Origin of the sequence: Leucobacter celer subsp. astrifaciens (genome assembly GCF_001273835.1) — a bacterium.
In the GTDB taxonomy this organism is placed as follows: Bacteria; Actinomycetota; Actinomycetes; order Actinomycetales; family Microbacteriaceae; genus Leucobacter; species Leucobacter celer.
On the sequence record NZ_JHEI01000140.1, the window covers coordinates 36,375 to 61,350 of the forward strand.

General features: G+C 70.9%; 23 protein-coding genes. 7 read left to right on the plus strand and 16 right to left on the minus strand.

What is annotated here, in order from left to right:
* Window positions 1–13: 13 nt before the first annotated feature.
* The 9 genes from AMS65_RS13045 to AMS65_RS13085 all read right to left on the minus strand — a co-directional run bounded on the left by AMS65_RS13045 (window position 14) and on the right by AMS65_RS13085 (window position 11,117).
* Window positions 14–1,072 (minus strand): FUSC family protein, encoded by a 1,059-nt coding sequence (locus AMS65_RS13045; RefSeq protein ID WP_053384618.1) that lies wholly within the window; start codon window positions 1,070–1,072, stop codon window positions 14–16.
* The gene (locus AMS65_RS13050; protein WP_053384619.1) at window positions 1,069–1,767 is read right to left on the minus strand and encodes a TetR/AcrR family transcriptional regulator; all 699 of its coding nucleotides are present in this window, start codon (window positions 1,765–1,767) and stop codon (window positions 1,069–1,071) included. The genes AMS65_RS13045 and AMS65_RS13050 overlap by 4 nt, the downstream gene beginning before the upstream one ends.
* A 107-nt stretch (window positions 1,768–1,874) precedes the next feature.
* The gene (locus AMS65_RS13055; RefSeq protein WP_053384620.1) at window positions 1,875–2,693 is read right to left on the minus strand and encodes an ABC transporter ATP-binding protein; all 819 of its coding nucleotides are present in this window, start codon (window positions 2,691–2,693) and stop codon (window positions 1,875–1,877) included.
* A complete protein-coding gene (locus AMS65_RS13060) occupies window positions 2,690–4,486 on the minus strand; it encodes a dipeptide/oligopeptide/nickel ABC transporter permease/ATP-binding protein (protein ID WP_075200996.1) in 1,797 nt (598 codons plus the stop codon). Before AMS65_RS13060 ends, AMS65_RS13055 begins: the two co-directional genes overlap by 4 nt.
* On the minus strand, window positions 4,479–5,519 hold the full coding sequence (locus AMS65_RS13065) for an ABC transporter permease (RefSeq protein WP_075200997.1): 1,041 nt from the start codon (window positions 5,517–5,519) through the stop codon (window positions 4,479–4,481). Before AMS65_RS13065 ends, AMS65_RS13060 begins: the two co-directional genes overlap by 8 nt.
* Window positions 5,519–6,937, minus strand: coding sequence for an amidase (locus tag AMS65_RS13070; RefSeq protein WP_053384621.1), 1,419 nt, complete (start codon window positions 6,935–6,937; stop codon window positions 5,519–5,521). Before AMS65_RS13070 ends, AMS65_RS13065 begins: the two co-directional genes overlap by 1 nt.
* 67 nt (window positions 6,938–7,004) lie before the next feature.
* Complete coding sequence (locus AMS65_RS13075; RefSeq protein WP_053384622.1) at window positions 7,005–8,570, minus strand: ABC transporter substrate-binding protein; 1,566 nt, start codon at window positions 8,568–8,570, stop codon at window positions 7,005–7,007.
* A gap of 231 nt (window positions 8,571–8,801) precedes the next feature.
* Complete coding sequence (locus tag AMS65_RS13080) at window positions 8,802–10,460, minus strand: amidohydrolase (RefSeq protein ID WP_053384623.1); 1,659 nt, start codon at window positions 10,458–10,460, stop codon at window positions 8,802–8,804.
* 183 nt (window positions 10,461–10,643) lie between these two features.
* Window positions 10,644–11,117, minus strand: a complete 474-nt coding sequence (locus tag AMS65_RS13085) for a MarR family winged helix-turn-helix transcriptional regulator (RefSeq protein WP_053384624.1) — start codon at window positions 11,115–11,117, stop codon at window positions 10,644–10,646.
* A gap of 97 nt (window positions 11,118–11,214) precedes the next feature.
* Between AMS65_RS13085 and AMS65_RS13090 the strand changes: the two genes are divergently transcribed.
* The 5 genes from AMS65_RS13090 (at window position 11,215) to AMS65_RS13110 (ending at window position 16,435) form a co-directional block, all read left to right on the plus strand.
* On the plus strand, window positions 11,215–12,141 hold the full coding sequence (locus AMS65_RS13090) for an SDR family oxidoreductase (RefSeq protein WP_053384625.1): 927 nt from the start codon (window positions 11,215–11,217) through the stop codon (window positions 12,139–12,141).
* Between the two features lie 11 nt (window positions 12,142–12,152).
* Window positions 12,153–13,046, plus strand: coding sequence for an amidohydrolase family protein (locus AMS65_RS13095; RefSeq protein WP_053384626.1), 894 nt, complete (start codon window positions 12,153–12,155; stop codon window positions 13,044–13,046).
* Window positions 13,043–14,278 carry an acyl-CoA dehydrogenase family protein gene (locus tag AMS65_RS13100; RefSeq protein WP_083451700.1) on the plus strand — a complete coding sequence of 412 codons (1,236 nt, stop codon included), beginning with the start codon at window positions 13,043–13,045 and terminating at the stop codon, window positions 14,276–14,278. The genes AMS65_RS13095 and AMS65_RS13100 overlap by 4 nt, the downstream gene beginning before the upstream one ends.
* A gap of 68 nt (window positions 14,279–14,346) precedes the next feature.
* The gene (locus tag AMS65_RS13105; RefSeq protein WP_053384627.1) at window positions 14,347–14,802 is read left to right on the plus strand and encodes a MaoC family dehydratase; all 456 of its coding nucleotides are present in this window, start codon (window positions 14,347–14,349) and stop codon (window positions 14,800–14,802) included.
* Between the two features lie 94 nt (window positions 14,803–14,896).
* Window positions 14,897–16,435: an acyl-CoA synthetase gene (locus AMS65_RS13110; protein ID WP_053384628.1), complete on the plus strand. Its 1,539-nt coding sequence runs from the start codon at window positions 14,897–14,899 to the stop codon at window positions 16,433–16,435.
* A gap of 6 nt (window positions 16,436–16,441) precedes the next feature.
* On the opposite strand, the gene pcaC is transcribed toward AMS65_RS13110, so the two are convergent.
* The 6 genes from pcaC to AMS65_RS13140 form a co-directional block, all read right to left on the minus strand.
* A complete protein-coding gene (gene pcaC, locus AMS65_RS13115) occupies window positions 16,442–16,879 on the minus strand; it encodes a 4-carboxymuconolactone decarboxylase (RefSeq protein WP_075200998.1) in 438 nt (145 codons plus the stop codon).
* Window positions 16,876–17,655, minus strand: coding sequence for an alpha/beta fold hydrolase (locus tag AMS65_RS13120; protein ID WP_053384629.1), 780 nt, complete (start codon window positions 17,653–17,655; stop codon window positions 16,876–16,878). Before AMS65_RS13120 ends, pcaC begins: the two co-directional genes overlap by 4 nt.
* A 111-nt stretch (window positions 17,656–17,766) precedes the next feature.
* The gene (locus AMS65_RS13125; protein WP_241489444.1) at window positions 17,767–19,200 is read right to left on the minus strand and encodes a lyase family protein; all 1,434 of its coding nucleotides are present in this window, start codon (window positions 19,198–19,200) and stop codon (window positions 17,767–17,769) included.
* Entirely contained in the window at window positions 19,190–19,834 is a 645-nt protein-coding gene (gene pcaG / locus AMS65_RS13130) for a protocatechuate 3,4-dioxygenase subunit alpha (RefSeq protein ID WP_241489445.1), read from the minus strand. Before pcaG ends, AMS65_RS13125 begins: the two co-directional genes overlap by 11 nt.
* Window positions 19,834–20,673 carry a protocatechuate 3,4-dioxygenase subunit beta gene (gene pcaH / locus AMS65_RS13135; protein ID WP_053384630.1) on the minus strand — a complete coding sequence of 280 codons (840 nt, stop codon included), beginning with the start codon at window positions 20,671–20,673 and terminating at the stop codon, window positions 19,834–19,836. The genes pcaG and pcaH overlap by 1 nt, the downstream gene beginning before the upstream one ends.
* A 115-nt stretch (window positions 20,674–20,788) precedes the next feature.
* On the minus strand, window positions 20,789–21,535 hold the full coding sequence (locus AMS65_RS13140) for an IclR family transcriptional regulator (protein ID WP_053384631.1): 747 nt from the start codon (window positions 21,533–21,535) through the stop codon (window positions 20,789–20,791).
* Window positions 21,536–21,738: 203 nt separating this feature from the next.
* On the opposite strand from AMS65_RS13140, the gene AMS65_RS13145 reads away from it, so the two are divergent.
* Together AMS65_RS13145 and AMS65_RS13150 are read left to right on the plus strand one after the other, a co-directional pair.
* Window positions 21,739–22,491, plus strand: a complete 753-nt coding sequence (locus AMS65_RS13145; protein WP_053384632.1) for an IclR family transcriptional regulator — start codon at window positions 21,739–21,741, stop codon at window positions 22,489–22,491.
* Window positions 22,492–22,721: 230 nt separating this feature from the next.
* Complete coding sequence (locus AMS65_RS13150; protein ID WP_053384633.1) at window positions 22,722–23,924, plus strand: 4-hydroxybenzoate 3-monooxygenase; 1,203 nt, start codon at window positions 22,722–22,724, stop codon at window positions 23,922–23,924.
* 269 nt (window positions 23,925–24,193) lie between these two features.
* Here AMS65_RS13150 and ppgK read toward each other — a convergent pair whose 3' ends face one another.
* The gene (ppgK, locus tag AMS65_RS13155) at window positions 24,194–24,976 is read right to left on the minus strand and encodes a polyphosphate--glucose phosphotransferase (protein ID WP_053384634.1); all 783 of its coding nucleotides are present in this window, start codon (window positions 24,974–24,976) and stop codon (window positions 24,194–24,196) included.

A 24,976-nucleotide genomic window follows, 5' to 3' on the forward strand; every position in this document is an offset into this window, starting at 1 on the left:
CGAGGCCCGAAGGTCAGGCGGGACGCCGGTGAACCAGGCCGGTGGCGACCGCGAGCGCCGATCCGATCGCCGTGTCGATCACCCGCTCCCACGCCGCGCCCGTGACGTCGGCGGTGCCGGTGGCAGCGGCGGTGATGAGCAGCACGAGCGGGGTGATGAAGACGAGCGCGAGCGCGTAGTTGCGCACGACGATGAGCTCGATCCCGAACTGCAGCAGCATCAGCAGGGCGACGAGCAGCAGCGGGATCGCGCTGAGCGGGGCCAGCGCGACGGCGAGGGCCGCACCCAGCAGGGTGCCCACGGTGCGGTGCAGTCCGCGCACGACGGAGGAGCCGCGCGAGGGCGTGAGGCCGATCACCGCGACGCCAGCCGAGACCGTCCAGTAGGCGCGATGCGGGTCGAGCAGCGCCACGGTCGCGAGCGTGCCGAGCACCGCTACGACGGCGATGCGCAGGATCAGCTCGCGCTCGCCCGCGCCGAGCCACGGCCCGGGCAGCAGCTCGCGCAGCGGACGCACCGGGCGGGAGCGCTCCGCCCGACGCAGCAACGGCGTCAGCGCGACGAGATAGGAGAAGAGGGCACCGCCGGTGATCGCGGCGAGGAACGTCCAGGGGTCGGTGATGCGCGAGCCGTCGACCACCGCCGTGATGTTCGCCGACAGCCCGTAGCTCAGCACGAAGAAGACGGGGCCGGGCGGCCCCACCCTGAAGGCGAAGGCGAGCGCGCTCGAGCACACCGCGACCGCCACGAGCCCGGCCGCGAGCAGCCAGGGCCACGGCGAGAGGGCCACCCCGAGCGCCGCGCACGCGAGCAGTGCGGCGCCGACGATGGGCAGCGCCTTCGCCCGCTCCGCAGCCCCGGCACTCGCGAAGAACAGCGCGACGAACGCCCCCGCCGCCGCCTGCAGGCCGATGCCCTCGTGCCCGAGCAGCGTGAGCGCTCCGAAGGGCACGCCGATGGAGAGCGCCGCCCGGGTCGCGATCCAGCGGCGCGGAGCCGGGCCCGGGGGCAGCGCGAAGAGGCTGCGCAGCACGGTTCCGCCCGCGCGAGTGCCGCGATCCCGCGTGGTCACGCGCCTTCGGACCGCGCGGCGGCAGCGGCGGCGGCAGCGGCCTCCAGGATCAGCCGCACCCCGACGCGGTAGACGTCGACGTCTCCGAGCGCCAGGATCCGTTCGCGGTGCCGACTCGCGGTCGGGTGGGTCGCGTCCGAGGCGGCGCGCACGTCCTCCGCCCACGCCCGATCAGCGATCTCATCGCCGTACTCGATGCGCGACCGCGCGATCGAACCGCTGAAGCTCAGCACGTAGCTGGCGTAGAGCGTGTAGAACTCGACGAGGCGGTCCTTCTGCAGGCCTGCCCGGGAGAAGGCCGCGAGGATCGCCTCGATGATGTCGGTGCTCTCGGTGACGATCGCGGCGGCGTCGGCACCGATGACGGGGTACCGCAGCCGGATCTCGAGGCCGACCTCGGCGATGTCCATGAGCACGTCACGCCAGTCTCGCGCCGGGTCGGTGTCGACGCGGGCGAGCGTCTCGACCGCCTGCGCCTCGACAAGCGCGGTCATCAGGTCGTTCTTGTTCTGGAAATGCCGGTAGATGGAGCTCGGATCGACGCCCAGCTCACGACCGAGATCGCGGATGCTCAGCGTGCCGACCTCCGGGCGCGCGGCGAGCTCCTGCGCACAGGCCATGATCGACTCGCGGCTCAACCGCGTGCGCCCGCCCGCTCGGCGTCTGCCGCCCGCGGCTACGACCTGCTCCGTCATCTCTTCCGCCTCATTCCCGTTGCACGATCCACTTCCTCCATCCTGCCCTGGATACGGCCGTCCGGCGCACGCGCCACGACGGACACGCGGGCCGCACGGTCTGAACCTCAGTCGAGACTGAACCCCGGACCGCCCGGCACGGAGGCGAGCAGCCGCTCGGTGTAGGCGTGCTCGGGTCGCCGCAGCACCTGATCCCCGGCTCCCTGCTCGACGATGTCGCCGTGCAGCAGCACCACGACCTCGTCGCTGACCTGACGCACCACCGCCAGGTTGTGGGAGACGAACAGCACCGTCAGCCGCAGCTCGGCCCGGAGCCGCGCGAACAGCTCGAGGATCTCGGCCTGCGTCGAGAGATCGAGCGCCGAGGTGATCTCGTCGGCGATGATCAGATCCGGTTTCACGGCGAGCGCCCGCGCGATCGCGATGCGCTGGCGCTGCCCGCCCGAGAACTCGCTGGGGTACCGGACGATCGCGCCGTCGTCGAGCGCGACGAGCCGCAGCAGTTCGCTGATCCGGTCGCGATGCTCGCGCACGGAGGCCCGCCGCGGATCGAGCGCCTCGGCCAGCGTCTGGCCGATGGTGCGCCTCGGATCGAGCGAGGAGTAGGGATCCTGCGGGATGAGCTGGATGCGACGCCGCAGCTCGGTGCGGCGCCTCCCCCGCGCGGCCGAGATGTCCTCGCCGTCGAACAGGATCGATCCGGCGGCGGGGCGGTGCACTCCCACGACGGTCTTCGCGATCGTCGACTTTCCCGATCCCGATTCGCCGACGAGGCCGACCGTCGTTCCCGCCTCGATCCGGAACGAGATCCCGTGCAGCACGCGCGTCGCGCGGACGCCACGGCCGAGCACGACCTCGAGGTCTTTCGCCTCCAGACGGGTCTCGCGCCGATCCGCTGCGATCTCCATCGGCATCTCCTCGCTCATCGTTCGCTCCGTTCCGCCGTGCCGTCCCCGGGAACGGCGGCGACGTCCGCCGATCCGACGTCCACCGATCCGATCGCCGCCCCGATCACCGGCTCGGCTCCCGCCCCGATCTCCGGCACGACCTCGTGCGCGATCGGGTCGTCCATGCGCGGCGAGGCCGCCAGCAGCTGCTGCGTGTACGGGTGCTCGACACGGCCCGCCTTGAGGTCGGCGCCGGTGAGCCGCTCGATGATCTCGCCCGAGCGCATCACGAGCACGGTGTCGCAGAGCTCCTGCACCACCCCGATGTCGTGCGAGATGAACAGCATCGCGGTGCCCCGGTCGCGGTTGATGCGCCGGAATTGGCGCAGCACCTCCGCCTGCACGGTCACGTCGAGCGCCGTGGTCGGCTCGTCGGCGACGATGAGCTTCGGCTCGGTGAGCACGGCCGATGCGATCGTGGCGCGCTGTAGCATGCCGCCCGACCACTGGAAGGCGTGCTGTTTCATGCGCATCTCGGCGTCCCGCACGTGGATGCGGTCGAGCGATTCGCGCACCTTCTCCCGGGACGCCCGGCGTCCGAGGCCGAGGTGCAGTCGCGCGACCTCGGCGAGCTGGCCGCCCATGCGCAGCGCGGGATTGAACGTGGTCCCGGGGTCCTGGTAAACCAGCCCGAGCTCGGTGGCCAGCCGCCTGGCCGGGTTGCGGCCCTGCAGGTCCATGTCGTCGAGACGCACGGTGCGCGCCTCGGAGCGGACACCGTCGGCGAGCAGACCCGCGATCGCCATCGCGGTCATCGACTTGCCCGATCCCGACTCGCCGACGAGCCCGAGCACCTCTCCCCGGCCGATCGCGAAGCTCACGCCCCGCACCAGCTCCGATCCGTTCGGCGCGTACACGTGCAGGTCGTTCACCTCGACCACGGCCTCCGGCGCGGCATCGACCGGCTCGCGCTCGGTGCGATCGAGCCGGGAGGCCAGCTTGCGCGCACGCAGTCCCGGGTCGAGGGTCTGCGCGAGACCGTCGCCGATGAGCATCACCGCGATCCCGGCGTAGACGAGCATCGTCGCCGGTGCGATCGCCTGCCAGGGCTGCGAGTAGATGCCGGTGAGCCCGTCGCTGAGCAGCTGGCCGTAGTCGAACGCCGGGCTCTGCACGCCGAGGCCGACGAACGAGAGGCTCGCGATCTCGAGCAGTGCGAGAGCGAAGCTCGATGTGATCAGGATGAGCAGCGGCCCCGAGACGTTCGGCAGCAGGTGCCGCGAGAACAGCTTGAAGCCGGGCACGCCGAGCAGTCGCGCGGTGGTGACGAAGTCGCGTTGCGCGACCCCCGCGACCATGTTCGAGGTGAGGCGGGCGAAGCTCGGGATCCCGGCGACGCCGATCGCGATGACTGCCGAGAGGCTGCCCGGGCCGAGGATCGCCGCGACCACCAGCGCGAGCACGAGCGCGGGGAACGCCACCGAGGCGTCGATGATGCGCAGCACGAACTCGCGCAGCAGCCGCGGGGCGAGCCAGATGAGGCCTCCGATCAGCACGCCCACGGTCACTGAGAGCGCGGTGGCGCCGGCGGCCATCAGCAGGGTCAGCCGGGTGGCCACCAGGGAGCGCGCGAGCACGTCGCGGCCGAGCGCGTCGGTGCCGAGCAGGTGCTCGGCGCTCGGGCCCTGTCGCGAGCCACCGCCGAGGGCCTCGGCCTCGGTTCCCAGGACGATCGGGGCGACGATCGCGATGAGGATCAGCACCCCGCCCATGATGAGGCCGGCCGTGAGCGACGGGGCGAAGCGCCGCCTGGTCTTGCCGGGTTCAGCCATGATGCCCTCCTCCGAGTGTGCGCGGGTCGATGACGCCGAGCACGATGTCGACGAGCAGGTTGATGAGGATGGCGAGCGAGCCGATCACCAGGATGATGCCCTGGATCGTCGGGTAGTCCTTGTAGATGATCGACTGCACGACCTCGAGCCCGAGCCCCGGATAGGAGAACACCGTCTCGATGACGACGGTGCCGCCGATGAGGCTGGCGAGGATCAGGCCCGTGAGCGTCAGGGTGCTCGCCATCAGGTTCGGCAGCGCGTGCACGATGTAGAGCCGGAGCGCCCGCAGCCGATGCCCCTTCGCGGTGCGCATGAAGTCCTGCTGCAGCACCGTGTACGTCTCCTGCCGCACCACTCGTGCGACGGCGAAGGTCGGGCCGAGCGCGAGTGCCGCGACGGGGAGGATCGCGTAGCCCGGACGGTCGACGCCGCCGGCCGGCAGCACCCCGAGCCAGATCGCGAAGACGATCACGAGCACCGTGCCGGCGACGTAGGCGGGGAAGGAGGCGAGGAAGCCCGCGATCGTGCCGAACACGGTCGACAGCGGCCCTCGCTTGCCGCCGCGGGTGAGCACCCCCACGAGCATGCCGAGCGGGATGGCCACGAGCAGCACGACGACGATCGAACCGAGCGCGAGCGTCGCGGTGTAGGGCAGCTTCGTGGAGATGATCTCGGCCACCGGAACCCCGTACCGGAACGAGCGGCCGAACTCGCCCTGGAAGATCCCGCCGACGAACGCGGCGAACTGGGCGAGCAGGGGCTGGTCGAGGCCCATGCGCGCCCGCAGTGCGGCGACCGCCTCCGGAGTGGCCTGGGTGCCGAGCATCGCCACCGCGGGATCGCCCGGGATCAGCGGGACAATGAGGAAGGTCACGACCACGAGCAGCGCGGCGGAGAGCGCGAGCCCGCCGAGGCGCCGGTAGGCGAAGAGCGCCCAGTCGGAGCGCAGCCAGGATCGCGATCCGCCGCGCGCGGCGCGAACGGTGACGATGTGCTGCGTGGAGTCGCCGGGCAGCAGGGGTGCGGTCGCCATCAGCGCGCTTCCAGTCCGGGGGCGAGGCGATGCGCCCAGTCGAAGACCGGCTCGAGCTGGGACGCGACGCGGATCAGCCGGGCCTCGCCGAAGGGAGCGCCGACGAGCTGGGCGCCAACGGGGAGGCCGCGCTCATCGGTGTGCACCGGCAGGGAGACGGCGGGCAGGCCCGCGATATTGACCCAGGCGGTGAAGCTCACCTGGCGCGCCTCGGTGAGCCGCGGCGCGTCGGGAGTGCGGTTCGCCTCGTCGTAGACCTCGCCGACCCGCGGCGTCGAGACCGCCATGGTCGGGGTGAGCAGCAGGTCGAAGTCGCGGCCGAACTGGGCGTTGACCTGCCGCGTCTCCCACTGCAGCAGCCCGGCGAGGGCCGCGTACTCCCCCGAGTGGAAGCGCTTCGCCTGCTCGATGCGGTACCTGATGTAGGGGTCGACGAGTTCGACGTCCTCGTAGGGCGAGGCGAACACGCTCGCGCTGATCACGAGATCGACGAAACCCTTGCCCGCCTCGGGCGAGAAGAGGAAGGGAGCGGCGGGTTCGACGATGTGGCCGAGTGCCTCGAGCGCCGACGCGGCGGCGTGCACCGCGTCGAGATTGGCCCGATCGACGGGCAGGCCGGTCGGCGGATCGATCACGAGCCCGATGCGCAGCCTGCCGGGATCCGCTCCCACCTCCGCGGAGAAGGGGCGCTCGGGCTGCGGGGCCGAGTACCAGGCCAGTGGATCGAACGGCGAGAGCACGTCGAGCGCCGCGGCGGAGTCGGCGACAGTCCGCGCGATCACCCCGGAGGTGGTCGAGTGCTCCCAGCCCCGCACCTCCGCCGGCACGCGACCGCGACTCGGCTTGAGGCCGACGAGGCCGGTGACGCTCGAGGGCACTCGGATCGAGCCGCCGCCGTCGGAGGCGTGCGCGATGGGGGCGAATCCCCCGGCCACGGCGGCGCTCGCGCCCCCGCTGGATCCTCCCGAGGTGTACTCGAGGTTCCACGGGTTGCGGGTCTTGCCGTGACGAGGATTCTCGGAGGCCGTGAGCGGCCCGAACTCGGGACTGTTCGAGCGGCCGAGCAGCACGAATCCCGCCTCCTCGAGCAGCCGCACGTCGATGTCGGTCTCTTCGCGGGGGGCGTCCGAGACCGAGAGCGACGACATGGTGTTGGGCTGTCCCGCGACGCTGCTGAGATCCTTGATGGGAATGGGCACCCCCTCGAATGGGCGGCTCTCGTCGCCGGCGCGCAGCCGCACCTCGGACTCGCGCGCCCGGCGCAGTACGTCTTCGCGATCGAGCCACACGATCGCGTTGACCGCGTCGCCGCGGGTCTCGATCTGCTCGAGGTACATCTCGGCCACCTCGACGGGGCTCGCCTCGCCGGCCCGGATGGCCGCGGCGATGTCGAGCGCTGAGCTGGTTGGGGTGATCATGGAACCTGACTTTCGACGGAGGTGTGAGAACGGGGGTGCCGCCGGGACCGGCCCGGCGGCACCGGTGTCAGCCGACGATGCGGAAGATGTGGTCGTCGAGCGAACCGCCCAGCATGTGAGCCTCGAAGCCCGGGCGCTGCGCGTAGAGGTAGTTCTCGACGAGCAGCGGGGCGGTGTGCGCCTCAGAGATCAGGATGTTCGCGGCCTCGTTCAGAGTGTCGCAGCGCGCCTCCTCGTCGGCTTCGCCGCGGGCGTCCTCGAACAGCTCCTCGACGCCATCGGCTTGCGTGCCGCCGATGTTGGCCCCGCCCTCGAGGATCTCCGGCCCCACGAAGGCGCCGATCGGGCTGGCGAGCGTGCCGAGGAAGTTGAGGTCGGCGAAGATCGTGAGATCCCAGTCGCCCGGCTGCGTGTAGACCGTCGAGATCCAGGTGCCCACGTCGACGTTCTGCAGCTCGACGGTCGCACCGGCCGCTCGCAGGGCCTCCTGCACGTAGACGTTGCCCGCGCCGTTGGTGCCGACGACCTGCGGGCCGACGAGTCGGATCGTCACACCCTGCAGCGCCGATGCCGCCGCCTCTGGGTCGTAGTCGATGAGCGCCGGGTTCGGCTCGCCGGTCACGCAGGACGCTGCGGAGGAGGCGAGAGTCGTCGACAGTTCGCCGCCGCCCAGCTGCACGACGTTGTTGAACTCCTCGCGGTTGATCGCCTGCACCACTGCGGTGCGCACGGCCGCGTCGGTGAAGGGACTGCCCTCGCGCTCGTTGAAGATGAAGTAGAAGTCGCTGAAGAGGAACGGGGTGACCGCGTAGCCGTCGCGATCGGCGAAGCGATCGGTGGACTCGGGCTGAACCTTCGCGATGTCCAGCTGACCGTCGAGCACGAGGTTCGTGGTCGCCGAGGTGTCGGGCGAGACGACGTACTCGAGGTGCTTCGCGGGTTCACCGGCGATGTCGGTCGTCCACTCCGGCCACTGGTCGTAGTCGTCGCGGAGCTCGTAGCTGTATCGCACGCCCGACTCCGCGTTGCGCAGGATGTAGGGTCCGGACTCGGCGCCTTCGACGTGCCCGGCGGCGAGACCCTCGGGATCCGCGAGCCCGGCGGGGCACACGATGCCCGTGGGCGAGGAGGCGAGCGCCTGGACGAGATAGGCCCAGGGTCGCTCGAGGTCGATCGTGACCGTGCCTGCGGCGTCGTCGGCCGAGATGCTCGGCATCTGGCTGCCGAAAGTCTGCGGCACGATGGTGCCGGGCGAGTTCGCGTAGGTCTCGAGCGAGTCCTTCACGACGGTCGCCGTGATCGGCGTTCCATCGGAGCAGGTGATCCCGTCGCGCAGCGTGAAGGTGGTCGATTCCGGCGTCGCCTCCCAGGAGGCCGCGAGGCCCGGCACGGGGCCGCTCTCGTCCATGCGCACGAGGGTGTCGAAGCTGGCGCGGGCGAGCATGAAGTCGGGCAGGGACATGCCGACCGCGGGGTCGAAGGTCGCGGGGATGTCGATGGTGGCGCGGATCGTGTCGGTGTCGACCGGCGCCTCACCACCACCGCCTCCGCCGCCTCCGCCGCTGCAGGCGGTCAGCAGAAGCGCGCCTCCGATGGCGAGCGCCACTGCGGGGCGCGTGATGCCGTGTGTCATGGTGTGTCCTTTCGACGTTGAACGGGACTCGGTGGGTGGTGCGTTGGTGGGGAACGGGTGAGTCAAGACGACCCACCGCCCAGTGAAACCGGCTCTGTCCTCTTCGGAGGCGAGCGGCGATGCAATTCAGTTGAAATTGAGAATGATTGAATTATTCAATGATTAAAGATGATCGATCCGGATCGGTCAACCCCTCACGATCGGCCGAAACGAGATCGTTACCGCCCCGCATCATTCCCGGGCGAACACCTGCCGACCGCCGACGTAGGTGCGCAGCACACGGGCCTCCGCGATCCCGAGCGGGTCGATCTCGAAGAGATCGCGGTCGATCACGGCCAGATCCGCGACGAAGCCCGGCAGGAGCCGCCCCGTCTCGTGAGCGTGGCCGCTCACCCGCGCGGTACCGGCGGTGTAGGCGGTCAGCGCAGTCGCGAGGTCGAGTCTCTGCCGCTCTCCGCCGAAGGGGCGGGATCCGTCGGCTCCCTCGACGCGATTGACCCCGACGTGGATCGCCGCCAGCGGATCCGGGGTGCTCACCGGCCAGTCGCTGCCCGCGGCGAAGGCCGCACCCGCCGCGTGGAGCTCTCCGAACGGGTAGAGCCGGTCGGCGTGCGCGGGCGAGACGAAGGGGATCGTGAGCTCGTCGTTCGCGGGCGCGTGCGCCGCCCACAGCATCTGCAGATTGGCCACGGCCCCGAGTTCGGCGAAGCGGGGCAGGTCTTCGGGCGACACGAGCTGCAGGTGCGCGAGGTGGTGCGGGCGCGCGGGATCGCCGCCTGCGGCGCGAGCGGCCGCCACTGCGTCGAGCGCCTCGGTGACCGCCCGGTCGCCCAGCGCGTGGAAGTGCACGGTGAAGCCCTCCGCGTCGAGCGCGACGACGTGACGTTTGAGCTCATCCGGATCGAAGAAGGAGATGCCGCGGTTCTCGAGCACGTGGCCGCAGGCGTCGCGGTAGGGTTCATGCACGGCTGCGGTGAAGGTCTCGGTGACGCCGTCGACCATGATCTTGATCGCGGTGCCGCGCCACCGCTCGGGCGACATCTCGGCGGCCATACGCGCCCGCGCCGCCAGCTTCTCGGGAATCTGCTCGACACCGCGACCGCGCTCCCACCACAGGCAGCCGGTGACCCGCATCGTGAGGTCGCCGTCGCGGTCGGCGGCCAGGTACGCGCCCATCGCGATCTCGGGCGCGAGGTCGTATCCGAGGATCGCGTCCTGCCAGGCGGTGACGCCGAGGCTGTGCAGGTAGCGCTGCGAGGCCAGCAGGCCGCGGCGTGCGAGGTCGAGCGTGAGCTCGGGCTGCCGGGCGCGCACGAGCAGCATGGCCCCCTCGTAGAGGTTGCCGTCGGGCTCACCATCGGCGTCGCGGCCGATGCGGCCATCGGCGGGATCCGGAGTGTCGCGGGTGATCCCAGCCAGGCGCAGCGCGGCCGTGTTGACCCAGCAGCCGTGATGGTCGCGGTTGCCGAGCACCGCCGGCCGGTCGGGCACCACCGCGTCGAGTGCCGCCAGGGACGGGCGACCCGCCGGGAAGTGCTCCGACGACCAGCCGGAGCCGATGATCCACTCCTCATCCGGGTGCGCGGCGGCGTAGTCCGCGACCGTCGCCAAGCACTCCTCGGCGTTCGCCACCCCCGTGAGATCGCACTGCAGCATCTCGATGCCGCCCTGCACCGGATGGATATGGGCGTCCTGGAACCCCGGGATCACGAGACGACCCGAGACGTCGACGACGTCGGTATCGGGACCGCGCAGCGGCAGCAGCTCCGCGTCGGGCCCCACCGCGATGATCTGCCCCTCCGCGATCGCCACCCCTCCGGGGGCGGAGCGCGCGGCACCCGGATCGTAGGTGTTCCCACCCAGCAGCAGCGTGTCGGCGAACCCTGTCATCGATGACCTCCGTGCGCGTGTCGACACCGTTGCCAACACTGTTGACATCAATGATGCCAAGAAGGTGCGGCAGGGTCAAGCCCCTCTGCGAGGAGGCGCAGAAGAATCCTGGGATCAGGCGCGGGCGAGACGCCGGATCAGACGCCGATTCGACATAGGATCAGGCGCGGGCGAGGTCCCGGATCAGGATTCGGGGACGAACGCGAGACGCCGCAGCAGCTCGGCGAACCGCGCGCGCTCCTCGCCGGTGAACGACGCGTGCAGCTCCGACTCGGCCGCGAGCACAGCCGCGCGCGCCTCGCGCTCGAGTCGCCTTCCCTCATCGCTCGGCACGATCACTCTCGAGCGCCGATCGCGCGGATCGGTCTCGCGACGGACGAGGCCCCGCTCCTCCAGCCCGTCGATGATGGCGACGACCTGGCTGGGATCGAGGCGCAGGAAGTCGGCGAGCTCCCGCTGCGACGGACGCAGGTCGTCGCAGGCGAGCGAGAGCACGGAGTAGGACCGCGACTTGAGCCCGAATGCGCGCAGCGCCCGATGCCCGATGGCGAGCGAGTTGGCATTGGCTCTCGCGAGCAGGAAGCTGAGGTCCTCCGCCAGCGTGCTGTCGCGCCACCGCTCGTCGAACTCGGGCACCCGGTCGCGCTTCTCCGCCATACCCACCACTGTACCAATAGCCGGGTTTTCACAATCATTGAATTTTTCAACTATTTATGGAAGCATGTGCTCAGATCCAACCGAAGGAGTCCCCATCATGTCGCTCGCAGGCAAAGTCGCCATCGTCACCGGCTCGGGCCGAGGCCTCGGCCTCGCCTACGCCCAGGAGCTCACACGGCAGGGGGCATCCGTCGTCGTCAACGACGTCGACGCCGCCACCGCAGCCGAGGCCGTCGCGAGCATCGAGGCCGACGGCGGCACCGCCGTGGCGGTCGTCGCGCCGGTCGGCCCCACCGAGACCGCGAAGCAGCTCGTGGACGCGGCCTTCGAGCACTACGGACGGCTCGACATCCTCGTCACCAATGCCGGCGTGCTGCGCGACACGGTGCTGTGGAAGATGAGCGACGACGACTTCGACCTGGTGACGAACGTGCACCTGCGCGGCACCTTCACCTGCGTGCGCGAGGCCGTGATCCGCATGCGCGAGCAGGGCGAGGGGGGACGCATCATCTGCATCGGCTCTCCCACCGGTCAGCGCGGCAACTTCGGCCAGACCAACTACGCAGCGGCGAAGGCCGGCATCGTCGGCATGGTGCGCACCTGGGCGCTCGAGCTCAAGAAGGCCGGAATCACCGCCAACGCCGTGATCCCGGTGGCCGCGACCGCGATGACCGCGACCGTGCCCTATTTCCACGCCGCCGTCGCGGCCGACCAGCAGGGCGAGCCCATGCCCGACTTCTTCCGCAAGACGCTCGGCTTCGGCACCGCCGCCGACGTCGCCCCGCTCATCGCCCACCTCGCCTCCGACGCCGCCGCAGATGTCACCGGCCAGGCCATCGGCGTGGGCGGCGACCGCCTGCAGCTGTGGTCTCACCCGGAACCCGTGCTCAGCGCTTTCAACGAGGGCGGCTGGACCGCCTCGGCGCTCGAGTCGGAGTTCCCCGTGACCGTGGGCGAGCAGCTGCAGTCGGTCGGCGAGAGGTTCCCGGCCCTGCCCGAAGAGCTCCAGCCCCCGCAGGCCTAGGGTCGACCGCCATGACCCGCTACGAACCCGCGATCGACGTCGACGCTCTCGTCGCGATCGACACGCACGTGCACATCGAGATCGGCGCGCACGGCCACTCGTCGCTGCCCGTCGACCTCGCCGAGGCCGCGAGCGCGTACTTCCGCACCGATGGGCCCCGTCCCGAGCTCGACGCGATCGCCGACTACTATCGCGAGCGCCGCATGGCCGCGGTGGTCTTCACCGTCGATGCCCGCACCCGGCTCGGGCAGGAGCCGATCCCGAGCGCCGAGATCGCCGAGGGGGCGGCCCGCCACAACGACGTGCTCATCCCCTACGGCTCCGTCGACCCGCTGCGAGGCGCGGCCGCGGTCGACGAGGCGCGGCGCCTCGTCGAGGATCACGGAGTGCGCGGCTTCAAGTTCCACCCGACCGTGCAGGGCTTCGACCCGAGCGACGAGCAGCACTACCCGCTCTACGCGGCCCTGCAGCAGGCGGGCGTCGTGGCCCTGTTCCACACCGGGCAGACGGGCATCGGCGCGGGGCTCCCCGGCGGTCGCGGACTGCGGCTCGCGCTCTCGAACCCGATGCTGCTCGACGGCGTCGCCGCTGACTTCCCCGATCTGCAGATCGTGATGGCGCACCCCTCCGTGCCGTGGCAGGAGGAGGCGCTGTCGGTGGCGACGCACAAGCACAACACCTGGATCGATCTCTCGGGGTGGAGCCCGAAGTACTTCCCCGCAGAACTCGTGCGATACGCGGGCACGATCCTGAAGGACCGGGTGCTCTTCGGCTCCGACTTCCCGCTCATCACGCCCGACCGATGGGTGAGTGACATCGAGGCGACCAGCCTCAAGCCCGAGGCGCTGCCCGGCATCATGAAGCACAACGCGGTTCGGCTGCTCGGCCTGGAAGACACGGCATGAGCACGCGCGCGGGCGACCCCGCGATCCCGGCCCTCACCGCCGCCCACGGTATCGCCGCCGACCCGGCGATCGGCATCGATCCGCTCGGTTTCGCGCGATCCCACCTGAGCGAGGCCGCGCGCGGCGCGCTCGCCGGCCTGCGGAGCACGCTCGATGCCCGCGTGCGCCCGCTGCTCGCCGAGGCGTGGGAGGCCGCGACGATGCCGTCCGAGATCCTCGAAGCGCTGGTGCCGCTCGACCTCATGCGCCCCGAGGGCGTGAGCGAGGCCGAGGCAGACTCGTCGCTCTTCTCCGGCTTCCGCAACTACGTGCTCGCGAGCACCGACGTGTCGGTCGCGACCCTGTACAACGCGCAGTCGGGCCTCTTCCGCACCACCGTGCGCCTCGGCGGGTCTGCCGAGCAGGCCGCCGAGCTCGACCCCCTTGTGCGGGCATTCGCCCTGAAAGGCGTCTTCGCCCTGACCGAGCCCGATCACGGATCCGACATCGCCGGAGGCCTGGCCACGACGGCACGTCGCGACGGCGAGGACTGGGTGCTCGAGGGAGAGAAGCGGTGGATCGGCGGCGCCGTCTCGGCCGACGTGCTCGCCGTGTTCGCGCGCGACACGGCCGACGGAGAGGTCAAGGCATTCCTCGTGCCGCGCGAGGCGGAGGGTGTCGGCCTGGAGACCATCTCGGGCAAGATCTCGCTGCGCCCGATGCAGAACTCGGCGATCCGCCTCGATCGCGTACGAGTCCCCGAATCGGCACGGCTGCAGGGCGTGAACTCGTGGCGCGATGTCGCCCGCATTCTCGGGGCCATGCGCTCCGATGTGGCGTGGATCGCGACCGGGCTGCAGGCCGGTGCGCTGGAGGCGGCGCTCGGCTACGTGCGCGAACGCGAGCAGTTCGGTCGCCCGGTCGGCGGCTTCCAACTGGTGCAGGAGAAGCTCGCGCGCATGCTCGGCAATCTCACCGCCTCGCTCGGCCTCGTCGTGCAGCTGAGCCTGCACCAGGACGCCGGCACCCATCAGGACGAGAACTCGTCGCTCGCGAAGATGTGGACCGCGCTGCACGCCAGAGAAACCGTGGCGCTCGGCCGCGAGATCGCCGGCGGCAACGGCCTGCTGCTCGAGCACGACATCGCCCGCTTCTTCGCCGACGCCGAAGCCGTCTACTCCTACGAGGGAACCCACGAGATCACCTCGCTCATCGTCGGACGGGCGCTCACCGGCGTCTCCGCCTTCACCTGATCCCCTCCGCCCCCTGAGCCTGTCGAAGGGGGCGGCACCCCACCAACCCCCCTCACCAAGGAGCACTCATGACCACCATCGCCGCCTACGCCGACGCGCCCTCCCTGGCCGGAACCGACCTCGGTTTCTCCGAGTGGCTCGAGGTCACCCAGGATCGGGTGAACCTCTTCGCCGACGCCGTCGACGATCACCAGTGGATCCACGTCGACCCCGAGCGCGCCACCGCCGAGAGCCCCTTCGGCGGTCCGGTCGCCCACGGCTTCCTCTCGCTGTCGCTCGCGACGAAGTTCTGGACCGAGCTGTTCGACCTCGAGGGCGTCACCACGAAGGTGAACTACGGCCTCGACAAGGTGCGCTTCGTCTCCCCCGTGCAGGTCGGCGCGCGCGTACGCATGAATGCCGTCATTGCCGAGGTCACGGAGATTCCCGGCGGTTTCCAGTTCACCGTCGACCAGACTGTTGAGATCGAGGGCGGATCGAAGCCCGCCCTCGTCGCACGCGGCCTCTACCGCTTCTACGCGTAGGCACCCCGGCGGTTCGGGATCCGCGATCGGAGGATCCCGAACCGCGATCCCGAACACTCCCCCGACCCGCCGCACCCCTCGACGAAGAGACAGCATGCAGAATCACGGACTCGGCGCTTGGCTCCCCAAGCGCCGCCAGACGACACCCGACAAGACCGCCCTCGTCTACGGCGACGGGCGCGAGATGAGCTACCGGCAGCTGGCCGATTTCACCGATGCCATGAGCGGGCTGCTCGCCCAGCACGGCATCGGCAGGGGCGACGCGGTCGCGTTCATCGGTGAGAACTGCCCCGAGTTCCTCATGACGCTGTTCGGCTGCGCGCAGCTCGGCGCGATCTTCGTACCCGTGAACACCCGTCTGGCCCCGCCCGAGATCGAACACGTGTTGGCCGACAGCGGCGCCCGAGTGCTCGTGCACGGGCCCGACTTCACCGATCGTGTCGCCGAGGTCGCCGAACGCGCCGGCGTCGCCCACCGCCTGCAGACGGGCGAAGAGGGCTCGGACGGGTTGCCCGGACTGCGCCCGCTGCTGCGCGCGGGCGTCGGCGGTCACCTCGACGCGGCCGTCGTCCCGACCGACCCGGCCATGATCATGTACACCTCGGGCACCACGGGCAAGGCGAAGGGTGCAGTGCTGAGCCACGGCAATCTCACGTGGGTGAGCATCAACACCGCCCTCGACTACGACCTCGTCTCGAGCGACGTGGCGCTCATGATCTCGCCGCTGTTCCACGCGGCGGCCCTCGGCATGGGTGCGCTGCCCATCATCTTGAAGGGGGCCACGATGGTGCTCGAGCAGAGCTTCGACGCCGGCCGGGCGCTGGAACTCATCGAACGCTATCGGGTGACGAGCCTCAGCGGCGTACCCACGACCTACCAGCTCCTGGCCGATCATGAGCGCTGGGGGTCGGCGGATCTGTCGAGTCTCAACAAGCTCACGTGCGGCGGCTCGGCCGTGCCCACCCGCATCATCGACGCGTACGAGGCCCGGGGACTGAGCTTCTCCCAGGGGTACGGCATGACCGAGACCTCTCCGGGCGCCTCCTACCTGCGGCCCGAGATGAGCCGCGAGAAGCAGGGCAGCGTGGGCCTTCCGCACTTCTTCACCGAGGTGCGGATCACCGACGCGGAGACCGGCGCCGTCGTTCCTCGCGGAACGGTGGGCGAGATCAAGGTGCGCGGCCCCAACGTCTTCCCGGGCTATCACGGGCTGCCCGAGGCGACCGCCTCGGCGTTCGCCGAGGACGGCTGGTTCCACTCCGGCGACCTCGGCTACCTCGACGAGGACGGGTACCTCTTCATCTCGGACCGCCTGAAGGACATGATCATCTCCGGTGGCGAGAACATCTACCCCGCCGAGATCGAGGACCACCTGAACAGCATCGAAGGGGTCACCGGGGCCGCGGTGATCGGGATCCCCGACGAGCAGTGGGGCGAGGTGCCGTGGGCGGTGCTGACCGTCGCGGCGGGGACGGATCCGGCGCAGGTGAACACCGACGCGGTCCGCGCTGCGCTCGACGGGAGACTCGCGCGCTACAAACTGCCGAAGCGCGTCGTCGTGGTCGACGAACTCCCGCGCACGGCATCGGGCAAGGTGCGCAAGGCGGAGCTGCGGGCGCGGTACGGCGGATAGGGGCGCCTACAGCTCCCCGAGCTCCTCGAGCACCTCTCGCGCCAGCTTGAAGCCCTCATTCGCCACCGGCACGCCGCAGTAGAGGCCCGCCTGCAGGATCACCTCTTTGATCTCGTCGACCGTGAGCCCGTTGCGGCGAGCCGCGGCGACATGCATCGCGAACTCGCCGTGGTGCCCGAGCGCGAGCATCGCGGTCAGCACGGCCACGGAGCGCTCCCGGCGCGAGAGGCCGGGCCGGGACCAGATGTCACCCCAGGCCGTGCGCGTGATGAAGTCCTGGAAGTCGGCGGTGAAGTCGGTGGTGCTCGCGGTCGCACGATCCACGTGCTCGTCCGAGAGCACCTCTCGGCGCACCGTCATGCCGCGCTCGTAGCGCTCGGCGTCGCCGAGCCCCTCGCCCGGCGCTCGGTCCGCGGGACCCTCCCGGTGCGATCCGCCCGTCATCGTGCGGTCTCCGCGAAGAAGGCGAGCAGGGCCTCGGACACGGCGGCGGGCTGCTCGGCCGGCGGCTGGTGCGCGGCGCCGTCGATGCGCAGCTTGCGGCCGCGCTGCACCCCGGCCACGATCTGATCCTGCTTCTCCTCCGGCCCCACGGTGTCGAACTCCCCGTAGACCGCGAGGATCGGCACCGAGATCTCGCCCAGGCGCGAGCTCAGGTCGTACTTCGCGAGCGCTTCGGCGCAGCGCGCGTACCCCTCCGACGGAGTCTCCTGCAGCACGCGCAGGATCCGCCCGGTGAGCACCGGCTCGTTCGTGATCGAGTCGGGCGCGAACCAGGTCTTCGACGAGGGCCCCACGAGCGCGGCGGGCGACTGCTGCCGCACCATCTCGGCTCGCGCCGTCCAGTGCTCCGCGCCGCCCAGTGCGGCGCCCGAGGCGATGATCGCGGCTCCGAGCAGCGCCTCGGGATGCCCCAGCGCGAGTTCCAGCCCCAGCGCGCCGCCGATCGAGACGCCGGCGTACAGGAAGCGGCCGCCCGCGAGCTGCTGCCCTGTCTCGGCCACCGCGTCGGCCAGCTCGGCGAGGGTGAACGGCTCCGCGGGCACGGGCGTCTGCTCGTGCCCCGGCAGGGAGAGCAGCGCGACGCGGTACTCGGCGGCGAGCGCCGGCACGACGTTCTCCCAGAGCAGGATGCCCGTACCGAGGGAGTGGCCGAGCACCACGAGCGGCGCACCGGCGGGGCCGACCGGGTCGGTGAGTCTGATCGGTGGTCGGGTCATGGGGTCTCTCCTATTGCTTCGTCATCTTGAGCGTATGGCTTCGTCGTCCTGCGCCTCTTGCTTGGCCATCCTGCGCCTATTGCTTCGTCATCCTGCGCGCAGTCGCAGGATCTACTCCGGTGTCGACAGGCCCTGCGGGCCGCTCTGCGCACGCGTGACGTCGGGCGCGGGTTCGTCGTCGAGCTCGTCGACGAGTCGTGCGGCGAGGCCGGTGTAGCCCGCAGGATCGAGCATCGCGTCGATATCGACGCCCTCGAGCGCCGGCTCCGCCCGCAGCATCGAGGCGAGATCCTCCCCCGCTCCCGCGGCGGCCACAAGCTCGCGCACCCGCTCCGCACCCAGGATCGGCCCGAGCTCGAGATTCAGGCGCTCGGCGACGATCAGGCCGCGGGTCAGCTCCAGGTTGCGCCGCACGGCGTCGTGGTCGACGCGCAGACCCGACACGAGCGAGCGGGCGCCCCCGCCGGCTCCCAGCGCGAGGCGCAGCAGCTCCCGCAGCGCGGGCCACTCCGCGTGCCAGGCGCCGTCCGGGCGCTCGTCGACCGCGAGAGCGGCGGCGCTGTGCAGGGTCGCCGCGAGGTGCGGGGCCCGGATCGCCGCGGAGCGGATCAGCACGGATGCCGCCGGGTTCCGTTTCTGCGGCATCGCAGAGGACCCGCCCGCCGCACCCTCTGCGAGCTCGCCGATCTCGGTGCGGCTGAGCGTGGCGACGTCGGCGGCGATCTTGCCGAGCGCGTCGATGGCCTGCACGAGGGCGTCGCCCAGTTCCGTGACGGGCCAGCGCTGCGTGTGCCAGGGCGCCTCGGGCGTCGCGAGGTCGAGCTCCTCGGCGAAGGCCGCCGGCAGCGCCCGAGCGGCGCTCTCGCCGCCGATGGCGACGAACGACGCCAGGGTGCCGCCCGCTCCGCCGAGCTGCACCGGGAGTTCGACCAGGATCTCGTCGAGCCGCATCGCCGCGCGTTCGACTCCGCGCGCCCAGTTCGCGGCGCGCAGCCCGATCGTCGTGGGCACGGCGTGCTGCGTCAGCGTGCGGGCCGCAGCGGGCTCGTCGCGGTGCTCGGCGGCGAAACGCCGCAGCACCTCGTCGATCTCGACCAGGTGGGAGAGCACCTCGAAGCCGGCGTCGACCGCCGTCATCATGAGCGCGGTATCCATGATGTCCTGGCTCGTCGCTCCGCGGTGCACCCACGCACGGGCGTGCTCGGGCACCAGCTCCCGCAGCATGCCGACGAGCGGGATCACGGGGTTGCCGCCGGCGACCGATCCCGCGATCAGGGCGTCGAGATCGAACCGTGCGAGCGCAGGCGGCGCCGATCCCGCCTCGCCGTTGGCGCCCGGAGCCCCCAGCAGCGCCTCGGTGATCGCCTCCGCGGCCTCGCGAGGCGCCACCCCGACCTCGGCCCAGGCGCGCGCGAGCGCGACCTCCGCAGCGATGAGACGCGCGGCGAAGGCCCCGTCGGACGTGCTCTCGTCGTGACCGATCGTGACGGGCGAGAGCAGCCCCGCGTCGATCACGTGGCTCTCATCACTCGCGTCAGAATGCAAGGAAGACGGTCTCCTTCTCGCCCTGCAGGCGGATATCCTTCTGCAGCCACCCCTCGGACGTACGCTCCAGGACGAGCGTAGCGCGCTCCGCGTCGCCGAGCGAGGACAGCAGCGGATCCTTCGCCAGCAGTTCATCCTGCTCGGGCAGGTAGAGGCGGGTGTGCAGCTTGTCGGGCAGGCCCCGCGCGTACACGATCACGGCGAAGAACGGCGCCTCGCCGTGCACCGAGCCGGGCTCGCGCGTCCAGAACTCGAAGTGGCCGTCGTCGTCGGTGAAGGCGCGGCCGAAACCGGTGAAGGTGTGATCGTCGCGCGAGAGCGTGCCGCGGGCGCGAGGCACGCTGCCGTCGCTGTCGGCCTGCCAGATCTCGACCATCGAGTCGGGCACCGCGTTGCCCGCGCCGTCGAGCACTCGCCCGCCCAGCACGATCGCGCCCGGCGAATGCGGGAACACCAGCTGATGCTTCTTCTCGAAGTCGGTGCCGAAGGCGAAGAACGGCCCGACGGTCTGCCCCGGGGTCGGATCGTGCGTCTTCACGGGGACGGCCGACGGAGCCGCGAGAGTGATCGCGCCGGTGTCGACCGGAACCGTGCCGGCCATGGGCACCTGGCCGAATGCGGTGGTGTCGTTCATCAGTGCTCGTCCTCCTCGTCGAACCAGGTGGAGTTCTCGAACCAGGTCTGCTCGGGGCCGTCGACCACGATGTCGAAGCGATACCCCATGGAGAACTCGGGCACCGTCAGGTCGTGATCGTAGACGCCGACGAGCCTGTCGCGGTCCTTCTGGCTGCGGATGGTGTTGTAGATCGGATCCAGCGGGAACAGCGGGTCTCCCGGGAAGTACATCTGGGTGACGATGCGCTGCGTGAAGGAGGTGCCGAACACCGAGAAGTGGATGTGGGCCGGGCGCCAAGCGTTGACGTGATTGCGCCAGGGGTACGGTCCGGGCTTGATGGTCGTGAACTTGTACTCGCCGCTGTCGTTCGTGACCACCCGACCGGCGCCCGTGAAGTTGGGGTCGATGGGGGCCGGGTGCTGATCCCGCTTGTGGATGTAGCGGCCGCCGGCGTTGGCCTGCCACACCTCGATCAGCTGGTTGCGCACCGGACGGCCCCAGGAGTCGAGCAGGCGCCCCTGCACCGTGATGCGCTCGCCCTGCGGCTCCCCCGGGCCGCCGTTGAGCGTCAGGTCGGACTCGATCGCCTTCACGTCTCGCTGCCCGAAGGCGGGCGACCACAGCTCGATGGTCTCGGGGTCCGTGTGCCGAGGATCCTTCGTCGGCGAGCGCAGGATGCTCGACCGGTAGGGCGGGAAGTCGAGGATCGTCTGCGGGAACCGCTCGCCCGCCGCCTCGCGGCGGTCGTAGTCGGCGTGCAGTTCGGCGGTCTCCCGGTCGATCTGCGCCTGCGAGGCCTGATCGGGGGCGGCCAGCAGCGACTCGGGGGCCACCGAGGTGTTCTGCGCTTCGGACATCGTGCTCTCCTTCGAGGGGCGGGATCCCCTCCAGGGTGACAGCAGACGTGGCGGAGGCCCCTCCCCGCTCCCACTCAGTGGGAGCAGGGCCTGCCGCGGCGCCGTACGCGGCGGTCTAGGCCCGGATCTCGGCGTGGATCTCTCGCGCCGATTGCTGCACGAGCCGCGACAGCAATCGCTCGTCGGCGCGGTCGATGTGCACCACCACACCCAGCGCGATGGACGGCAGGCCGGGAACCTGCGGCACCGCGGCCGCTACCGAGATGTTGCCCAGCGTCATCTCCTCGCGGGTCAGCGCGTACCCCCGTGCGCGGGTCAGCCGCAGGTCCTCGCGCAGGGCCGGCTCGTCGACGATGGAGTGCACGGTCTCCCGCTCCCGCGGCGTCGCGAAGTAGCGCGAGAGCCAGCCCTCGTCGCACCCCGCGAGCAGCGCCTTCCCCACCCCGGTCGTGTGCAGCGGCCCCCGCCCGCCCGCCCGGGTCACCGTCGGGATCGAGCGGCGCCCGGTCACCCGGCCGACGTACAGCACCCGCGCGTTCTCCGGTTCGCCGTCGAGCACGCCCAGGTGCACGTTCTCACCGGTCGCCTCGTAGAGGCGCATGAGGTGCGGGATCGCCCGCTCGCGCAGGCGCAGCGCCAGCGGCGACAGCTCGCCGAACTCCCACAGCCGCGGTCCGACGGCGTAGCGATGGTCGGGCACGCGCACCAGCAGCCCGCGCTCGAGCAGCGTGCCGAGCAGGCGGTGCAGGGTGGAGGAGGCGAGGCCCGTACGACGGCCGAGCTCGGCGGCCGTGAGTTCGGGTTCGTCCTCGCTGAAGCAGCCGAGCACGTCAAGCGCTCGGTCCAGCACGCCCGCACTCATGCCGCCTCCTCGGTTCGCATCCCGTCTCCCGATGAGCGTAGCGCTCGAACGCGCGGGAGCGCCCTAGTCTCGGTCGAGAATCGGCAGGTCGAGATCGAAGGCGAGCGCGATCGCCTTGGCCAGCTCATGCTCCTGCTCCGCCACGATGCGAAGCATCTCCCGCTCGGAGACACGGGGTCGGTCGCCCGTGGCATGCTGTCGGCATGGCGAATTCGCGCAGCGGGGACTCGATGATCACGCGGGTGGTGCGGATCCTCGACACCTTCTCCACGGATCGCACCGTGCAGACGGCGAGCGAGATCGGCCGGCGGGCCGAGCTGCCCGGATCGACCGCGCACCGCTTGATCGACGAGCTCGTCTCGGCCGGCGTGCTCGAACGCGACGACGAGCACCGGGTGCGGCTCGGCATGCGGCTCTGGGAGCTCGCGCTGCGGGGATCGACCGCGCTCCGGCTGCGGCAGGCCGCGCTCCCCCACATGGAGGCCGTGCAGGCCGAGATCCGGCAGCACACCCAGCTCGCCGTGCTCGAGCGGGAGGAGGCGCTCTTCCTGGAGCGCCTGTCGCACCCCGACGCCGGCGCCAACATCACCCGGGTGGCCGGTCGGCTCCCCCTGCACGCCTCCTCGTCGGGTCTCGTGCTGCTCGCGCACGCCGATCCCGCCCTCCGGGAGCGTGTGCTCGCGGAGCCGCTGCGCGCCGTCGGCTCCGGCACGATCACCGATCCCGTCCGCCTGCGGCGAGCGCTCGCCGAGATCCGCCGCGCGGGCTTCGTGGCCGCCCCGGGATCGATCGAGGCCGTGTCGACCGGCGTCGCGGTGCCGATCCGGGATGCGGGCTCCGTGATCGCGGCGCTCTCCGTGGTGCTGCCGCGCGAGGCTCCCCCGGAACCGGCGGTACACGCGCTGCGCGCGGCCGCGCAGCGGATCGAGGCGGAACTGCGCGCGAACCGGCCCTGAGGCAGCCCCCCTCCCGGCCCGTCATCCTGCGCGAGCGGAGCGAGTCGCAGGATCCACCCATGGATTCTGCGACTGCGCGCAGAATGACGGGTTATGGTTTCGGAAGATGGTTCCTATTGAATGGGAAACATCCGACGCCCCACCCGCCGCTCCCGCACACTATTGGCAACGACCCTCGCAGGCCCGGTCGACCGCCACCCGCATCGCTCACCACTGTCGAAGGAGGCACCATGACCGCAGAGCGCACCCGCGTCGCCATCATCGGGGCCGGCCCCGCGGGCCTCGTCCTCTCCCACCTGCTCGAGCAGGCCGGGATCGAGAGCATCGTCGTCGACCAGCGCAGCCGCGAGGAGATCGAGGGCACCATCCGAGCCGGCATCCTGGAGCAGGGCGCCGTCGATCTGCTCGCCTCGATCGGCACGACGAGTCGCGTACACACGGTCGGCCACCGGCACGACGGCATCGAGTTGCACTTCGCCTCGCCCGACGGCGCCCAGGAGCGGCACCGCATCGACTTCCCCGGCCTCACCGGGCGCAGCGTCTGGCTCTACCCCCAGCACGAGGTGCTCATCGACCTCATCGCCGCGCGTCTGGAGGCCGGCCAGGATCTGCGCTTCGGCGCGACCGTCGAGCGGGTCGCGGACGTCGAGACCGAGCGGCCGCGCGTCTTCGGCACCGACGCCGAGGGGCGACCCTTCGAGATCGAAGCCGAGTTCCTGGTCGGCGCCGACGGCTCGCGCAGCGTCGTGCGCCCCGCCGTGACCGGTCCCTCGCGCGAGGGCGGCTACTACCGCGAGTACCCCTTCGCTTGGTTCGGGATCCTGTGCGAGGCCCCGCCGAGCTCGGAAGAGCTCATCTACAGCAACTCTTCCCACGGCTTCGCGCTCATCAGCCAGCGTTCGCCGGCCGTGCAGCGCATGTACTTCCAGTGCGATCCCGGCACCGACCCGAACGCGATGAGCGAGGCCGAGATCTGGGACACCCTGCAGGCACGCACCCCCGGCACCGAGCTGCGGGAGGGGCGCATCTTCCAGCGCGACGTGCTGCGCTTCCGCAGCTTCGTGTCGCACGAGCTGCGGCACGGTCGGGCCGCCCTCGTCGGCGACGCCGCGCACACCGTCCCGCCCACAGGTGCCAAGGGCATGAACCTCGCGATCGGGGACGTCATCCTGCTGAACGAGGCGCTGCAGGAACTGCTGCTGCACGGCAGCGAGCGCGGGATCGACGCCTACGCCGCTGCCGCCTCGAAGCGCATCTGGAAGGCGCAGCACTTCTCGTGGTGGATGACGAGCATGCTGCACCTCTCGCCCGAATCGACCGACTTCGACCGGCTGCGGCAGCTCGGCGAGCTGCGATCGGTCGTCGAGTCGGAGGCGGGACGGCGGTATCTCGCGGAGGCCTACACCGGGTGGCCCTACGAGACGGTGCTGTAGCGCCGGGCGCTGGTCGCGGATCCGGATTTCGACTCGGCTCCGCCTCGCTCAATCGGCGGAGCGGATCCGGATTTCGACAGGCTCAATCGGCGGAGCGGATCCGTACGGTCAGCCCGTCATGCTGCGCGAGCGAAGCGAGTCGCAGCACGCAGGATCCAGACGCCCGCTATGGACTCTTCGCGCGTCACTACTTGTTGCCTCGCGTCGAGTTTGGTGACAACTACTGGCGCGCGAAGAGGGGATGAGGCGCCGACGGATATCTCGCGTCCCTACGCCGGCGAGGCGAGCTTCGCCGCGCCGATGATGCCCGCGTTGTTCCTGAAGCTCGCCGGCGCCACGGGCGCCGTGACGCCGGGGAACGGCAGGTACTGGTCCGAGGCCTTGCTGATGCTGCCGCCGATCACGAAGCGATCCGGGTTCATCACCTGCTCGAGATGGGCGAGGTAGCGCGCCGCCCGGGCCGCCCACTCCTCGAGCGATATGCCCTCGCGCTCGATCACCTTCGCGGAGGTGCTGCGCTCGATCGGGGAGTGCCCGTCGAGCTCGAGGTGCCCGAGCTCGAAGTTCGGCACCAGCACGCCGTCGCAGATGAGCGCGGAGCCGATCCCGGTGCCGAAGGTCAGCACCATCGTCACACCGGGCAGCCCGCGCACCCCGCCGAAAGCGGTCTCTGCGATCCCCGCGGCGTCCGCGTCGTTCACCACCGTGCACGGCGCGCCCACGGCCGCCGACAACAGCGCGCGGGCGTCCGTGCCGATCCAGCTCGGATCGACGTTCGCGGCGGTGCGCATCACACCGTCGCGCACCACACCGGGAAGCGTCACGCCGATGGGCGTGTGATCCACGTCGGCGAAGCCGAGACCCGTGAGCTCCTCGCGGATCGCGGCGACCATGGTGCCGACCTCGCGGGCGATCCCGTCGGGATGCCCGCCGGCGGGCGTCAGCACCTTGTGCCGCGAGGTGAGCTTCTCACCCGTCTCCGGGTCGATCGCGGCGCCCTTGATTCCGGTGCCGCCGACATCGATCCCGATCGCGGCTCGCTGCTGCTTCAT

What these genes read in the sequence shown, in the direction of transcription:
- AMS65_RS13050 (WP_053384619.1), bottom strand. Translation starts at nt 1,767, where the DNA reads ATGACGGAGCAGGTCGTAGCCGCGGGCGGCAGACGCCGAGCGGGCGGG.
- AMS65_RS13055 (WP_053384620.1), bottom strand. Translation starts at nt 2,693, where the DNA reads ATGAGCGAGGAGATGCCGATGGAGATCGCAGCGGATCGGCGCGAGACC.
- AMS65_RS13060 (WP_075200996.1), bottom strand. Translation starts at nt 4,486, where the DNA reads ATGGCTGAACCCGGCAAGACCAGGCGGCGCTTCGCCCCGTCGCTCACG.
- AMS65_RS13065 (WP_075200997.1), bottom strand. Translation starts at nt 5,519, where the DNA reads ATGGCGACCGCACCCCTGCTGCCCGGCGACTCCACGCAGCACATCGTC.
- AMS65_RS13070 (WP_053384621.1), bottom strand. Translation starts at nt 6,937, where the DNA reads ATGATCACCCCAACCAGCTCAGCGCTCGACATCGCCGCGGCCATCCGG.
- AMS65_RS13075 (WP_053384622.1), bottom strand. Translation starts at nt 8,570, where the DNA reads ATGACACACGGCATCACGCGCCCCGCAGTGGCGCTCGCCATCGGAGGC.
- AMS65_RS13080 (WP_053384623.1), bottom strand. Translation starts at nt 10,460, where the DNA reads ATGACAGGGTTCGCCGACACGCTGCTGCTGGGTGGGAACACCTACGAT.
- AMS65_RS13085 (WP_053384624.1), bottom strand. Translation starts at nt 11,117, where the DNA reads ATGGCGGAGAAGCGCGACCGGGTGCCCGAGTTCGACGAGCGGTGGCGC.
- AMS65_RS13090 (WP_053384625.1), top strand. Translation starts at nt 11,215, where the DNA reads ATGTCGCTCGCAGGCAAAGTCGCCATCGTCACCGGCTCGGGCCGAGGC.
- AMS65_RS13095 (WP_053384626.1), top strand. Translation starts at nt 12,153, where the DNA reads ATGACCCGCTACGAACCCGCGATCGACGTCGACGCTCTCGTCGCGATC.
- AMS65_RS13100 (WP_083451700.1), top strand. Translation starts at nt 13,043, where the DNA reads ATGAGCACGCGCGCGGGCGACCCCGCGATCCCGGCCCTCACCGCCGCC.
- AMS65_RS13105 (WP_053384627.1), top strand. Translation starts at nt 14,347, where the DNA reads ATGACCACCATCGCCGCCTACGCCGACGCGCCCTCCCTGGCCGGAACC.
- AMS65_RS13110 (WP_053384628.1), top strand. Translation starts at nt 14,897, where the DNA reads ATGCAGAATCACGGACTCGGCGCTTGGCTCCCCAAGCGCCGCCAGACG.
- pcaC (WP_075200998.1), bottom strand. Translation starts at nt 16,879, where the DNA reads ATGACGGGCGGATCGCACCGGGAGGGTCCCGCGGACCGAGCGCCGGGC.
- AMS65_RS13120 (WP_053384629.1), bottom strand. Translation starts at nt 17,655, where the DNA reads ATGACCCGACCACCGATCAGACTCACCGACCCGGTCGGCCCCGCCGGT.
- pcaG (WP_241489445.1), bottom strand. Translation starts at nt 19,834, where the DNA reads ATGAACGACACCACCGCATTCGGCCAGGTGCCCATGGCCGGCACGGTT.
- pcaH (WP_053384630.1), bottom strand. Translation starts at nt 20,673, where the DNA reads ATGTCCGAAGCGCAGAACACCTCGGTGGCCCCCGAGTCGCTGCTGGCC.
- AMS65_RS13140 (WP_053384631.1), bottom strand. Translation starts at nt 21,535, where the DNA reads ATGAGTGCGGGCGTGCTGGACCGAGCGCTTGACGTGCTCGGCTGCTTC.
- AMS65_RS13145 (WP_053384632.1), top strand. Translation starts at nt 21,739, where the DNA reads ATGGCGAATTCGCGCAGCGGGGACTCGATGATCACGCGGGTGGTGCGG.
- AMS65_RS13150 (WP_053384633.1), top strand. Translation starts at nt 22,722, where the DNA reads ATGACCGCAGAGCGCACCCGCGTCGCCATCATCGGGGCCGGCCCCGCG.
- ppgK (WP_053384634.1), bottom strand. Translation starts at nt 24,976, where the DNA reads ATGAAGCAGCAGCGAGCCGCGATCGGGATCGATGTCGGCGGCACCGGA.